This window comes from Paenibacillus sp. FSL K6-2859, from assembly GCF_038008265.1.
Classification (GTDB): domain Bacteria; phylum Bacillota; class Bacilli; order Paenibacillales; family Paenibacillaceae; genus Paenibacillus_AQ; species Paenibacillus_AQ nitricinens.
On sequence record NZ_JBBOYU010000001.1, the window covers coordinates 128020 to 142611 of the forward strand.

Consider the following 14592-nt stretch of genomic DNA (forward strand, 5'->3'; position numbering starts at 1 on the left):
GGGACGACGCTTTATGTTTTCCCCGGTGAATCAAACTTTTGATTTCCCCTGTTTTGATGATAGTAAAACGGGTTACGATAAACACCATGCGCCGCTTTTATGTCTGGACTTTATTTAGGAGGGTTTTACAGTGACAAAGTATATTTTTGTAACGGGTGGCGTTGTGTCTTCCCTGGGCAAGGGCATTACCGCCGCTTCGCTGGGCAGGCTGCTCAAAAACAGAGGTCTAAAGGTAACGATTCAGAAATTTGATCCGTATCTTAACGTAGATCCTGGAACGATGAGTCCTTATCAGCACGGTGAAGTATTCGTAACCGATGACGGTGCGGAGACTGACCTTGACCTTGGACACTATGAACGGTTTATTGATATTAATCTGTCAAAGAACAACAATGTGACGACAGGTAAGATCTATTCATCCGTAATTAGCAAGGAACGTCGTGGAGAGTACTTGGGCGGAACTGTACAAGTTATCCCACATATTACGAATGAGATCAAAGAACGCGTGTTCCGCGCAGGCCGCGAGACCAACTCGGATGTTGTAATCACAGAGATTGGTGGAACCGTAGGTGATATTGAGAGTCTTCCGTTCCTGGAAGCTATTCGCCAAATCAAGAGTGATATTGGTCGGGAAAATGTAATGTATATCCATGTAACCTTGATTCCTTATATCAAGGCTGCTGGAGAAGTGAAGACAAAACCGACACAACACAGTGTTAAAGAGCTGCGCAGCATCGGTATTCAACCGAATGTCATCGTATGCCGTACGGAATATGAGCTTTCCGAAGACATGAAAGCGAAGATCGCACTCTTTTGCGATATTGATGCTAATGCTGTTGTGGAATGCCGTGATGCTTCAACGTTGTATGAAGTTCCATTGAATCTTCGTGATGAAGGATTGGACGAGATTGTTGTTAATCATTTGAAGCTTACAACTCCTGCGCCAGATATGCGTGAATGGGAAAGTATGCTTGAGCGGATTCAGAAGCTAGAGAAAACAGTGGAAATTGCGATTGTAGGGAAGTATGTAGCTCTGCATGATGCTTATTTGAGTGTTGTGGAATCTTTATCACACGCAGGTTTTGCCTCCAATGCAGAAGTTAAAGTACGCTGGGTAAATGCAGAGGAAATCACAGATGAGAACGTGGACGAAATGCTGCGCGGTGTTGGTGGTATTCTAGTTCCAGGTGGTTTCGGTGATCGGGGAATTGAAGGTAAAATCTCTGCAATTCGTTATGCCCGTGAGAAATTGATACCTTTCTTCGGAATTTGCTTAGGTATGCAAGTTTCCGTAATCGAATATGGCCGTTCTATTCTAGGTTTACAAGGTGCAAATAGCTCCGAAATCGATCCAAACACACCATATCCACTGATCGATCTGCTTCCTGAGCAGAAGGATATTGAAGATATGGGCGGTACTATGCGTCTTGGCTTGTATCCTTGTAAGATTGCTGAGGGTTCCCTGGCAATGTCTTGCTACGATGATGAACTGGTTTATGAGCGTCACCGTCACCGTTATGAGTTCAATAATACGTACCGTGATGAGATTGAAAAAGCAGGTCTGGTCATTTCCGGAACCTCCCCAGATGGCCGTTTAGTTGAGATCGTAGAGCTTCCGGGACATCCTTGGTTCTTGTCGGTTCAATTTCATCCGGAATTCACTTCACGTCCGAACCGTCCACAACCGTTGTTCCGTGATTTCGTCAAAGCTTCTTTGACTCATTCCGAACAGCAGTAATTTTATGAATATAATCGGAACCTACGGGTTCTATATCAAACTTGAAGAGCCTCCTATTGGAGGCTCTTTTTTTGTAACTATTCGAAAGTATAAGTTGTTCACCTGTCCTTCATGTCCCAAATTTCTCGCTTAAACGCTTAACAACCTTATAAGGACGCCGAAGGTGTTTATACCTGTTTGTCCATTTTGAAGAGCTCCGTAAATGACATCACTGTAATTCAGACTCTTTATTTACCCATTTTATCCAATTAGCAGGATTTGAGCAGTGAAGCACGAATAATAGGTTTCGTATGGGTTAGTTTCTGAAGGGGCCGTTAGCTGTGGAGAGCGCGGTATAGTCAATCTGGCTTAATCTCTGGGAGGGTATTATATGGAAAAAAAGAAAGTGTTAATTGTCGATGATCAGAACGGGATTCGGATTCTTCTTATGGAAGTGTTCAATAGCGAAGGATATACGACATTTCAAGCAGCTAACGGAAAATTAGCCTTAGACATTGTTCGCAGTGAGTCTCCTGACTTGGTTTTGCTCGATATGAAAATACCGGGAATGGATGGACTTGAGATTTTGAAGCATCTGAAGGAACTAAATCCGTCCATTAAGGTCATAATGATGACCGCTTATGGGGAGCTGGATATGATTAAGGAAGCAACCAAGCTAGGCGCATTGATGCATTTCACAAAGCCATTTGACATCGATGAAATGCGGGTAGCGGTCAATATGCATCTTCATAATAAGTCTGTAGATCAATGCAGTTAAAATGATATTTTCTGTATCGATTCTATTTGGTTATGGTGATTATAAACAGGTTGAGTGTAATTGCTATACGGGCTGGATAAAAATCGTCCCACCGGGACATTTTTTTGTTTATCCTATTTAGTATTTGACTCAGGTTGTGTTATAATAAGCCTGTATGTGATGTCGGTTTAAAAACATAGCCAACCAACATTCTTAGGAGGATGAAACCATGCCATTAGTATCTATGACAGACATGTTGAACAAAGCACTTGAAGGAAAATACGCAGTAGGTCAGTACAACATTAACAACTTGGAGTGGACACAAGCTATTCTTGGTGCCGCTGAACAAGAGAAATCACCAGTAATCCTTGGTGTATCCGAAGGCGCAGCACGTCACATGGGCGGCTTCACTACTGTTGTTAAGATGGTAGAAGGTCTAATTATCGATATGAATATCACAGTTCCTGTAGCGATCCACCTTGACCATGGATCTAGCTTTGATAAATGTAAAGCAGCAATTGATGCTGGATTTACATCCGTAATGATCGACGGTTCCCACCACCCAATCGATGAGAACATTGATATGACTAAAAAAGTCGTTGAATATGCTCACGCTAAAGGTGTTTCTGTAGAAGCAGAAGTAGGTACTGTTGGTGGACAAGAAGACGACGTTATCGGCGGCATCATGTATGCTAAGCTTGATGAGTGCGTACGTATTGTTAAAGAAACAGGTATCGACACTTTGGCTCCTGCACTAGGTTCCGTTCATGGACCTTACCATGGCGAGCCTAACCTCGGATTTAAAGAAATGGAAGAAATCCGCGATGCTACTAACATCCCAATGGTTCTTCATGGTGGTACAGGTATTCCTGAACATGACATCAAGAAAGCTATCTCCTTGGGTACTTCCAAAATCAACGTAAACACTGAGAACCAAATCGTGTTCGCAAAAGTTGTTCGCGAAGTTCTAGCTGCTAAACCTGATGCTTACGATCCACGTACATTCATCGCACCAGGTCGCGATGCGATCAAAGAAACCGTTATTGGTAAAATCCGCGAATTTGGATCCAACAACAAAGCCTAATCATTGTTAGCTTCCGCCACTGGTGGACAAGCAATTTGTAAAGGGCAGGGTGTAGCTCTGCCCAGTTGAATAGTTTGATGAGGAAAGCACACCGCTTAGCCGGTGTCTTTCCATTTTCATCACTAAAAGTCCACAGCACGTATTGCCCACACAGCTGCAATACACGTAGGGGGAAATTGATAAATCTATGGAAAAATTAATGATTGGCGGTGGACGTCCGCTAGAGGGCGTTGTAACCATCAGTGGAGCAAAGAATAGTGCTATTGCACTTATTCCTGCGGCGATTTTGGCCGAATCTGAAGTTGTTCTTGATAATTTACCGTCCCTTAGTGATGTAGCCGTTTACTCCGAAATCTTGCAAGAGCTTGGCGCAAGTGTATCTTGGTCAGGCAACCAGATGAAAATTGATCCTTCGCGTATTGTATCTATACCTATGCCTAATGGTCCGGTTAAGAAACTTCGAGCTTCGTACTATATGATGGGAGCTCTACTTGGAAGATTCAAAGAAGCGACAATAGGTCTTCCTGGTGGTTGTAACTTCGAACCTCGTCCAATCGATCAGCATATCAAAGGATTTGAGGCACTGGGAGCGACAGTTACCAACGAACATGGTTCTATCCACTTATATGCTAAAGAACTACGCGGTGCGAAAATTTATTTAGACGTATCAAGCGTAGGTGCTACTATTAACATCATGCTGGCGGCTTCACGTGCCAAAGGCTCCACAATTATTGAAAATGCGGCTAAAGAGCCTGAGATTATAGATGTTGCAACCCTATTGAATTCTATGGGCGCTGTTATTAAAGGCGCTGGTACAGAAACCATCAGAATCGAAGGGGTATCAGAGATGCACGGTTGCCGTCACTCCATTATTCCCGATCGGATTCAAGCTGGAACTTATATGATTGCCGCTGCGGCTACGCGTGGTAATGTGTTGATAGATAACGTAATTCCTAAGCATTTGGAAGCTTTAACGGCCAAGCTTTTAGAGATGGGCGTTGATATTGAAGAGCTTGATGAAAGTATTCGCGTTATAGGTAGAGCTAAATATGAGCACGCAGATGTCAAAGCGTTGACCTATCCTGGCTTTCCTACAGATTTACAATCTCCTATGACAAGTATGTTGACACAGGCGGAAGGCGTTAGTGTGCTTAGCGATTTCGTCTACAGCAACCGTTTTAAACATGTGCCAGAATTGGTACGAATGGGCGCGAAAATTCGCGTTGAAGGCCGTTCTGCAATTATTGAGGGTGGTAAGCTTAACGCTGCAAAGGTGAAAGCGACCGATTTACGGGCAGGCGCTGCTCTTGTCATTGCTGGATTGACGGTAGGGGATGGGATCACCGAGGTGACCGGCGTAGAATATATTGACCGTGGTTATGATAATTTAGTGAGCAACCTTCGACAACTTGGTGCTCATGTTTGGCGTGAGAACGAATAAAATTAGGATATCCCGTTTGGAAGGAGGGTTATTTGCTTACTTACCGCATATATCCTTCCAAATTGGGTATTAATATCTTAATGGGCATTTTTTAATAGACTCATCATTTTGCCTAGTAGATAGACTAGGGCGAACTCATTTAAAAATTGAATAGGTGGTTATTACATGGATCTTCAAATTTCCGATTTGGAAGAAATGAAGCTGACCGAGTTGTATAAGCTGGCCAAGAAATACCAGATCCCTTATTACGGACAGCTGAAGAAACGGGAACTGATCTTTGCGATCCTTCGGGCACAGGCAGAGCAAAGCGGTCTTATGTTTATGGAAGGCGTACTGGAAATTCTACCCGAGGGCTATGGATTTCTAAGGCCGATTAACTATTTGCCTAGTGCTGAAGATATTTATATCTCAGCCTCACAAATTCGGAAGTTTGATCTCAGAAGCGGAGATCTTGTATCTGGGAAATGCCGGACGCCGAAAGAAAATGAACGATATTTTGGCCTGCTTCAAGTCAATGCCGTTAATGGTGAGAACCCTGCTAGCGCAGCGGAGCGACTACATTTTCCAGCATTAACACCACTTTATCCGCAAGACAAGCTACCGCTTGAAACATCCCCTACTCATTTGTCTACCCGAATAATGGATTTGCTCGCTCCTGTAGGTTTGGGGCAGCGGGGTTTGATTGTAGCACCTCCTAAAGCAGGAAAAACGCTCCTCTTGAAAGAAATTGCCAATAGTATTTCCACTAATAATCCTGAGATTGAACTCTTTGTATTGCTAATAGATGAGCGTCCCGAAGAAGTAACCGATATGCAGCGTTCAGTAAAAGGCGAAGTGGTTGCATCGACGTTTGATGAGCTCCCAGAGAATCATATTAAAGTGGCCGAACTTGTGTTGCAAAGAGCTCTTCGTTTAGTTGAGCACAAGAAGGATGTAGTTATTCTTTTAGATAGCATTACCCGTCTTGCACGTGCGTATAATCTTGTGGTTCCACCATCTGGACGCACACTTAGCGGGGGGATTGACCCGGCAGCCTTTCATCGGCCGAAACGGTTTTTTGGTTCTGCACGGAATGTAGAAGAGGGCGGTTCACTGACTATTTTAGCAACTGCTTTAATTGATACCGGATCACGTATGGATGATATTATTTATGAAGAGTTTAAGGGTACTGGTAATATGGAGCTTCATTTGGATCGCAAATTGGCGGAACGCCGTATATTCCCTGCTATTGATATTCGTCGTTCAGGTACACGTCGTGAAGAAGTGCTCTTGAGCAAAGAAGAGCTTGATACGATCTGGGCGATTCGCAAAAATATGAATGAATCCTACGATTTTGTGGAGGGATTCATCAAAAAGCTGCGTGATACAAAGACTAATGCTGAATTCTTAGCATCATTTGACGTTGCGGGAGCTAAACAATCGCCAAATGGAACTGCAAGTAGCGGAGGAACTTCCAACAGTGGTACGGCTGCTCGTCGCACAACACGGGCAAAGACTTCTTCAGTACCTACAACTTGAGAATTGATAATAAGAGGAGACTAACATGTATTTGGTATATGCCGACGGGCAAGGAAACGTATATGATCATCCAGAACTGTACGGGCTAGCCCGTAGTGGGGATATGATCGTTGAAATGTTGGAGGAAGAGTTGATTCCGCTGCCTGAAGGCGCCACTCTTGTGGGCTTGCCTAGTACGCGGGCGGTGGGTATGGATCCAGAGACAGGTGAAATGATGGCGTTGCCGGATGGCTCACAGGCTGTAGGCGCGCTGCTGCCTCAGGGCTATACTCGCTTGTGTCTTCCTGGGTATGTAAAGACAGATAAGTCTTACAAGCTTCCTCTGTTTGGGTATTCGGCTGTAGTGTGGAAGGATGGCGGGTTCTATGTTGCGGCGGATCCAACCGATAATCCGGAGAAATGGAACCCGCTGAACTGTGATAAACAGGATCTCGAGGTAAGCGTTGGCGAGTTGACTGCCAAATATCCTGATAACCGCCTCTATGAACATCTTTCTAACTGTGCGCTTGGTTATGAATGCTTGACTTCCTCCAACACCTTCTTAGGGCGCTGGGAGGGCGGTGTGCCTGTCTCTTATTCATGTAATGCTGGTTGTTTTGGCTGTATTTCTGAGCAACCTGATGATAGTGGTTTTGTGTCTCCGCAGACTCGGATGAATTTCCGACCAACGGTCAATGAAATTTCACAAGTTATGTTGGAGCACTTGAAGACGCCTGAGTCGATTATCAGTTTTGGACAAGGTTGCGAAGGTGAACCTTCTACGCAGGCAAAACTTATTATAGAAGCAATCCGTGAAGTGCGCTCGATTACTGACATGGGCTATATTAATATCAACACCAATGCTGGCTTAAGCGATCATATTCGTGGAATCGTCGATGCTGGGCTGGATTTGATGCGTGTCAGCACGATCAGTGCTCTAGATGATCATTATAATGCTTATTACAAACCACGTGGCTACACATTGGCTAATGTAGAGAAGTCTTTGAAATATGCTGCCTCGCAGGGCGTTTACACATCGATCAACTATCTGATTTTCCCTGGAGTAACTGACCGTGAAGAAGAGATTGAGGCGATGGTGGAGTTTGTAAGACGTACGGATCTGAAGCTTATTCAGATGCGTAACCTGAACATTGATCCAGAGAGTTATCTGGAGTTAATTCCTCCTGCTAAGGGTGAAATTCTCGGTATGAAGACAATGCTGGAAATTTTCCGTGACGAATTGCCGGATGTTGTTATTGGTTCTTACACCCATGTACCGCCAGTAAATATGGCTCGGCTAAAGCAACGGCAACTTAACATTTAATAGAGCAAATATACCAATGAATTACCAATGAAACATATTGATCAATTGAATTTTTCGTGCTAAAATACCACAGTGTAATCATATAACTCTGGGTCCGCATGAGGCTTAGGGCATGAGAGGTGAAATTCAAAATGCAAGCAGCAATTCAACCAAAGTATAACTTAACTAAGGTAACCTGCGCATGTGGCAACTCTTTCGAAGCTGGCTCTGTTAAACAAGAGCTTCGTGTTGAAATTTGCTCCAGCTGCCATCCTTTCTTCACTGGCAAGCAGAAGTTCCTGGATGCCGGCGGTCGCGTTGATAAATTTAAGAAGAAATACGGTATCTAATTGGAATAGCCGCTTAGCGGCTTAATGGTTAGATCGAGCTCCCAGCTTTCTCGCTGGGGGCTCATTTTATGTCTTGGAGTTGATTTTTATCCGAGCGTGAGCTATACTTATCTTCGCCGTGCTAGACGGGGAGGTAGCGGTGCCCTGTAACTCGCAATCCGCTGTAGCGAGGTTGAATTCCTGTTAGAGGTGCTATCGATGTGAGGCCTTGGTTCCTACGGGCTGTGTTGACGGTTGGGTCCTCCGCAATGAGTGCTTATGAACCTGGTCAGGTCCGGAAGGAAGCAGCCATAAGTAAGTTTACTCTTGTGCCGGAGGGTGGCCTAGCCCGAGCAGTCATGTAGGGTTGCCGCTTGGATCGTAGTCATCAATAACAGGTGCACGGTTTATAATTCTGTTTATAACAGCATCTTTGCCACAAGCAAAGATGCTTTTTGTTTTTGGTCAATAGCCGATGAATATAGTATAATAAATTTGCGACAAATGCCGGGAAAGAGGCAGCCTAAGAGAGGGTAATGCATAGTGGAACATATCGCGCTGTACCGTGCTTGGCGGCCGCAGTCGTTTCAAGACATGGTTGGACAACAGCACATTATCCAAACGCTGCAGAACGCAATTCGTGAACAGCGGGTTTCGCATGCCTATCTGTTCAGTGGTCCGCGGGGAACTGGTAAGACAAGTGCTGCTAAAGTCTTAGCGAAAGCGGTCAATTGTGAACGTGGGCCAGGTCCGGAGCCTTGCAACGAGTGTCCTTCCTGCTTGCGAATCACTGCGGGTAATGTGATGGATGTGCAGGAAATAGACGCGGCATCCAACCGGGGCGTAGAAGAGATTCGCGACCTCCGGGACAAGGTGAAATATGCACCTACCGAGGTGCGCCGTAAAGTGTATATTATTGATGAAGTGCATATGCTGACAACAGAAGCATTTAATGCGCTATTAAAGACATTGGAAGAACCACCGTCACATGCAATGTTCATCCTTGCAACTACGGAACCTCATAAATTGCCAGCGACGATCATCTCTCGTTGTCAGCGGTTTGACTTCCGTAGAGTAGCTTTGGAAGAACAGACGGCACATCTAAGTGCTATCTGTGAGAAGGAAGGGATTACAGCCGATGTTAACGCATTGCAGTATATTGCCCGCCTTTCTGATGGGGGTATGCGCGATGCAGTAAGCTTGCTGGATCAGATTTCATCTTTTACAGATGGCAAAGTTACGTACGAACAAGTGCTAGGGATGACCGGAGGGATACCCTCTGAGCAATTTGCACGTCTTGCCACTGCCATATTGGAAGGTGATATGGGTCTTCTGCTGGAGCTTGTTGAACAGCTTATGCATGAAGGTAAAAGTGCTGATAAATGTCTAGAGAATCTTATGTATTATTTTCGTGATTTATTGATGATTAAGATGGTACCCGGGGCCGATCAACTGACGGAGCGAGTACTTAATCCTGCCGAATTTAAGGATATGGCCACCGCATTTTCCCGGGAGCGTCTGTTTCAGATCGTAGATACACTTAATAAGTACCTAGGTGAAATGAAGTATGCTACTCATCCGCAGACGTTGTTTGAAGTCGCGCTGATGAAGCTTTGTAGCTTGCAGCAAGAGGGAAGTGAGACCGCATCAGCTGCTCCGTTAGGCGCATTACAGGCTGGATCAGGGGTGAATGCTCCTGCGGTTCACTCTGGTGAACTGGATCTGCTCAAGAGACAGATTACTGCGCTGGAGAAAAAGCTGGAACAAGCATTGCAGTCTGGTGGTATTTCCGGAGGTGGGCGAGATGGTGCTTCTTCTGCGAAATCGAATCCGACTCCAAGTTCTGCGCCTAGAATCTCTGCTACCTCCAAAATGCCTCCAAATGTTGATAAGTTTATTGCTGGTAAGGATAGTCCTGATTTTGCAGCTATCTACAAACAGTGGAGTCTTGTCTTGCAAGGGGTAAAAGAGGAGAAGGTAACGGTTCATGCGTGGTTTGTAGACGGAGAACCTGTATCCGTAATGGACGATGCTGTGCTTGTTGCATTCAAGAACACGATTCATCGTGATACAACGGAGAAACCGGCAAATAGACAGGTCATTGAGAATGTGCTTGCAGCGCGTCTTGGTAAACCTTATAGACTGGTAACTATTATGCAGCGCGATTGGAACGAAGCCGCACAGAAGCAGGTGGGACAGCCTAGCAAAGAGGAGTTACGGTTAGAGCATGAACATGATACTGCAGATGCCAAATCTGAACCTTGGATTGATGAGGCTATCCAGCTTTTTGGAGAAGACCTTGTTGTCATAAAAGAGTAATGTAAGCATACTAGCGCAAATAGCGCATTCCAAAGGAGAGATGATGTATGAATAATATGAACCAAATGATGAAGCAAGTGAAGAAAATGCAGGAGCAAATGCTTAAAGCTCAAGAAGAATTGGGTGGCAAGGTTATTGAAGGCACATCAGGTGGCGGTGTAGTTACAGTTCAAGTTAATGGTCACAAAAAATTGCTTTCTATTCAAATCAAGCCAGAAGCTGTTGATCCGGAAGATGTTGAAATGCTACAGGATTTAGTAATCACTGCAGTTAATGATGCTTTGACTCAAGCTGAAGAGCTTGCGAACAATGATATGGGTAAATTTACTGGTGGAATGAAGATCCCAGGCTTGTTCTAATTCACTCACTCCACTTTCGTCTAAAGGAGAATTATTAATTTGTATTATCCCGAACCGCTAGCCAAGCTGATCGATGCTTTTACGCGCTTACCCGGGATTGGGCCGAAGACAGCCGCCCGGTTAGCCTTTCATGTGCTTAACATGAAAGAGGACGATGTCATTGATTTTGCTAAAGCGCTAGTAAGTGTCAAACGTAATCTTCATTATTGCTCCGTCTGCTGTAATATTACGGATACGGATCCGTGTAAGATATGTCAGGACAAAACTAGAGACCCTTCAGTAATCTGTGTGATCCAAGACTCCAAGGATTTGGTGGCAATAGAACGAACCAAAGAGTTTAATGGGTATTATCACGTTCTTCAGGGTGCGATTTCACCTATGGAAGGTATAGGCCCTGATGATATTCGCTTGAAGGAATTATTGACTCGTTTGAGTGATGAAAGAGTGAGTGAGCTTATCATGGCGACCAACCCCAACATTGAGGGTGAGGCAACGGCGATGTATATTTCTCGTCTAGTTCGTCCTTTTGAGATTAAAATCACCAGAATAGCCCATGGCTTGCCTGTTGGTGGCGATCTTGAGTATGCCGACGAGGTTACCTTGTCCAAAGCGTTGGAAGGTCGTCGTGAGCTATTCTAGTAGCTCTAAAGTCGTGTTTTTTAAAAGGAGGCCCCCTGGGCCTCCTTTTTTTGTTCTAAGTTTGTCCCTATCCCGATATGAATGAGAATAAAGAGATGTGATTTTGCATCGAAATTATTCTGAGGAGGAATGGGAAATGGGATGGTGGAGCTCATTGTGGCGGGGAGCAGATGAAGAACAGGGTAGAAAAGATACGGAGGGCTGGGAAACGTTGCTGGAAGTTCGTAAGGCACAATCCGAGTGGGAGAGAGCGTACCTAATGTTTGATGAAGCGCTGGGTCAAGATCAAATTGATTATGCTATTTATATTTTAGAGGCAGCAGAGCGCAAGTATCAGATACATCTCAAACATGCAAAGAGCATTGGATTAAATAGCAGTCAGATGTAGCCGCTAGCCAAATGAAAATATAGGAGGGATCAACATGCTAAGAATGTTAGCTATAGGAGTACTGGTCATATCAGTTGTGTTGTTAAGTGTAATTGTATTCCGGAAAAAGCTTGGCTTTGGATGGCTTAGTCTGTTCGGAGCTCATTTGGTACTGGCTGCGCTCGCGATATATGTAGTGAATTTCTCGGGTTTAATCACACAAGTTCATATTCCCCTGAATCCTGCAACCATAGGCGCAGTAACGGTTCTTGGCCTTCCAGGCGTTGTAATGTTAATAGGATTAAGAATTATTTTGTTTTAATGCTTGACGTGAGTTTGAAAAATATGATACATTAAGTCTCGCCCCTTTGGACAAGATGTTGATTAACAACTTGCTGAAACAGTAAGCGAAAAAAAGAAATTAAAAAAACGCTTGACGAAAACAAAGGTGCTGTGATATATTATAAAGGTCGCTGCTGACAAGCAACGACGACGAAAGATGAGACATTGATCTTTGAAAACTGAACAACGAGTGAGTAGGAAATCACGAAAGTGAAATCCAAAATTAGAGAATTAATTTTCTCGTCAGATGTTTCAAAGTGAGCATATCGCTCTTTTCAATACTAATTGGAGAGTTTGATCCTGGCTCAGGACGAACGCTGGCGGCGTGCCTAATACATGCAAGTCGAGCGGAGTTAATTTGAAAGCTTGCTTTCAAATTAACTTAGCGGCGGACGGGTGAGTAACACGTAGGCAACCTGCCCCTTAGACTGGGATAACTACCGGAAACGGTAGCTAATACCGGATAATTTCTTTTTTCTCCTGAAGAAAGAATGAAAGACGGAGCAATCTGTCACTGAGGGATGGGCCTGCGGCGCATTAGCTAGTTGGTGGGGTAACGGCCCACCAAGGCGACGATGCGTAGCCGACCTGAGAGGGTGAACGGCCACACTGGGACTGAGACACGGCCCAGACTCCTACGGGAGGCAGCAGTAGGGAATCTTCCGCAATGGACGAAAGTCTGACGGAGCAACGCCGCGTGAGTGATGAAGGTTTTCGGATCGTAAAGCTCTGTTGCCAGGGAAGAACGTCCGGTAGAGTAACTGCTACCGGAGTGACGGTACCTGAGAAGAAAGCCCCGGCTAACTACGTGCCAGCAGCCGCGGTAATACGTAGGGGGCAAGCGTTGTCCGGAATTATTGGGCGTAAAGCGCGCGCAGGCGGTCATTTAAGTCTGGTGTTTAAACCTTGGGCTCAACCTGAGGTCGCACTGGAAACTGGGTGACTTGAGTACAGAAGAGGAAAGTGGAATTCCACGTGTAGCGGTGAAATGCGTAGATATGTGGAGGAACACCAGTGGCGAAGGCGACTTTCTGGGCTGTAACTGACGCTGAGGCGCGAAAGCGTGGGGAGCAAACAGGATTAGATACCCTGGTAGTCCACGCCGTAAACGATGAGTGCTAGGTGTTAGGGGTTTCGATACCCTTGGTGCCGAAGTTAACACAGTAAGCACTCCGCCTGGGGAGTACGGTCGCAAGACTGAAACTCAAAGGAATTGACGGGGACCCGCACAAGCAGTGGAGTATGTGGTTTAATTCGAAGCAACGCGAAGAACCTTACCAGGTCTTGACATCCCTCTGAATCCACTAGAGATAGTGGCGGCCTTCGGGACAGAGGAGACAGGTGGTGCATGGTTGTCGTCAGCTCGTGTCGTGAGATGTTGGGTTAAGTCCCGCAACGAGCGCAACCCTTAACTTTAGTTGCCAGCAAGTAAAGTTGGGCACTCTAGAGTGACTGCCGGTGACAAACCGGAGGAAGGTGGGGATGACGTCAAATCATCATGCCCCTTATGACCTGGGCTACACACGTACTACAATGGCCGGTACAACGGGAAGCGAAGCCGCGAGGTGAAGCCAATCCCATCAAAGCCGGTCTCAGTTCGGATTGCAGGCTGCAACTCGCCTGCATGAAGTCGGAATTGCTAGTAATCGCGGATCAGCATGCCGCGGTGAATACGTTCCCGGGTCTTGTACACACCGCCCGTCACACCACGAGAGTTTACAACACCCGAAGTCGGTGGGGTAACCCGCAAGGGAGCCAGCCGCCGAAGGTGGGGTAGATGATTGGGGTGAAGTCGTAACAAGGTAGCCGTATCGGAAGGTGCGGCTGGATCACCTCCTTTCTATGGAGAATCGTCTTCTGCAATGAAGACATTCAAATCGGAAGTTAAACTTCCAAAATAGGACCTTTGGGTTCGAACACTCACTCGTGTTCAGTTTTGAAAGAGCAAGTCTCTTTCGTATGCGTTTGGTGGCGATAGCGGAGGGGTTCCACACGTACCCATCCCGAACACGACCGTTAAGCCCTCCAGCGCCGATGGTACTTGGACCGAAGGGTCCTGGGAGAGTAGGACGCCGCCAAGCGGACAACCATTATTTGGTTGATTCACAATGTTATATATGTTATATGGGCTTTTAGCTCAGTTGGTTAGAGCGCACCTCTGATAAGGGTGAGGTCGGTGGTTCGAGTCCACCAAGGCCCACCATATGACATTATAGAGTAACGAGGCCTCCGAAAAGTAATCGGAATTAGCTTCGAAGCTACACTTCACTTTTTGGAGTGAATTTCATGGGGCCATAGCTCAGCTGGGAGAGCGCCTGCCTTGCAAGCAGGAGGTCAGCGGTTCGATCCCGCTTGGCTCCACCATAATTTTAATTCAATACCTTCTTTAAACTTGATCCTTGAAAACTGGATACCGAAACGAATTTGCGTTTTAGAAC

Annotated in this window: 12 protein-coding genes, 2 tRNA genes, 2 rRNA genes and 1 other RNA gene; all 17 read left to right on the forward strand. The window is 45.5% G+C overall.

Going from position 1 to position 14592, the window contains the following annotated elements; genetic code table 11:
- The first annotated feature begins 130 nt into the window (after positions 1–130).
- The 17 genes from MHB64_RS00600 (at position 131) to MHB64_RS00680 (ending at position 14518) form a co-directional block, all read left to right on the forward strand.
- Positions 131–1738 (forward strand): CTP synthase, encoded by a 1608-nt coding sequence (locus tag MHB64_RS00600; RefSeq protein WP_094877825.1) that lies wholly within the window; start codon positions 131–133, stop codon positions 1736–1738.
- Between the two features lie 370 nt (positions 1739–2108).
- The gene (locus MHB64_RS00605; protein WP_042123230.1) at positions 2109–2495 is read left to right on the forward strand and encodes a response regulator; all 387 of its coding nucleotides are present in this window, start codon (positions 2109–2111) and stop codon (positions 2493–2495) included.
- Positions 2496–2703: 208 nt separating this feature from the next.
- Complete coding sequence (gene fba / locus MHB64_RS00610) at positions 2704–3558, forward strand: class II fructose-1,6-bisphosphate aldolase (RefSeq protein WP_036679934.1); 855 nt, start codon at positions 2704–2706, stop codon at positions 3556–3558.
- Between the two features lie 187 nt (positions 3559–3745).
- Positions 3746–4999 (forward strand): UDP-N-acetylglucosamine 1-carboxyvinyltransferase, encoded by a 1254-nt coding sequence (locus MHB64_RS00615; RefSeq protein WP_060623903.1) that lies wholly within the window; start codon positions 3746–3748, stop codon positions 4997–4999.
- Between the two features lie 165 nt (positions 5000–5164).
- On the forward strand, positions 5165–6517 hold the full coding sequence (gene rho, locus MHB64_RS00620; RefSeq protein WP_042123234.1) for a transcription termination factor Rho: 1353 nt from the start codon (positions 5165–5167) through the stop codon (positions 6515–6517).
- A 25-nt stretch (positions 6518–6542) separates the two neighbouring features.
- On the forward strand, positions 6543–7820 hold the full coding sequence (locus tag MHB64_RS00625; protein ID WP_280789051.1) for a radical SAM protein: 1278 nt from the start codon (positions 6543–6545) through the stop codon (positions 7818–7820).
- Between the two features lie 131 nt (positions 7821–7951).
- Positions 7952–8149, forward strand: a complete 198-nt coding sequence (rpmE, locus tag MHB64_RS00630; protein WP_042123239.1) for a 50S ribosomal protein L31 — start codon at positions 7952–7954, stop codon at positions 8147–8149.
- Positions 8150–8265: 116 nt separating this feature from the next.
- An RNA gene (ffs, locus tag MHB64_RS00635) (signal recognition particle sRNA large type) lies at positions 8266–8534 on the forward strand.
- Positions 8535–8671: 137 nt separating this feature from the next.
- Entirely contained in the window at positions 8672–10447 is a 1776-nt protein-coding gene (dnaX, locus tag MHB64_RS00640) for a DNA polymerase III subunit gamma/tau (RefSeq protein WP_341133481.1), read from the forward strand.
- A gap of 47 nt (positions 10448–10494) precedes the next feature.
- Complete coding sequence (locus tag MHB64_RS00645) at positions 10495–10806, forward strand: YbaB/EbfC family nucleoid-associated protein (protein ID WP_094873243.1); 312 nt, start codon at positions 10495–10497, stop codon at positions 10804–10806.
- A gap of 39 nt (positions 10807–10845) precedes the next feature.
- Positions 10846–11445 (forward strand): recombination mediator RecR, encoded by a 600-nt coding sequence (gene recR, locus MHB64_RS00650; RefSeq protein WP_042123249.1) that lies wholly within the window; start codon positions 10846–10848, stop codon positions 11443–11445.
- Positions 11446–11581: 136 nt separating this feature from the next.
- Positions 11582–11833, forward strand: a complete 252-nt coding sequence (locus MHB64_RS00655) for a DUF2508 family protein (protein ID WP_094873241.1) — start codon at positions 11582–11584, stop codon at positions 11831–11833.
- 43 nt (positions 11834–11876) lie between these two features.
- The gene (locus MHB64_RS00660; RefSeq protein ID WP_371915754.1) at positions 11877–12134 is read left to right on the forward strand and encodes a pro-sigmaK processing inhibitor BofA family protein; all 258 of its coding nucleotides are present in this window, start codon (positions 11877–11879) and stop codon (positions 12132–12134) included.
- 302 nt (positions 12135–12436) lie between these two features.
- Positions 12437–13994 (forward strand): 16S ribosomal RNA (locus MHB64_RS00665).
- 124 nt (positions 13995–14118) lie between these two features.
- Positions 14119–14235 (forward strand): 5S ribosomal RNA (rrf, locus tag MHB64_RS00670).
- Between the two features lie 45 nt (positions 14236–14280).
- Positions 14281–14357 (forward strand) — tRNA-Ile (locus MHB64_RS00675).
- An 85-nt stretch (positions 14358–14442) separates the two neighbouring features.
- A tRNA-Ala gene (locus MHB64_RS00680) sits at positions 14443–14518 on the forward strand.
- Positions 14519–14592: the final 74 nt, after the last annotated feature.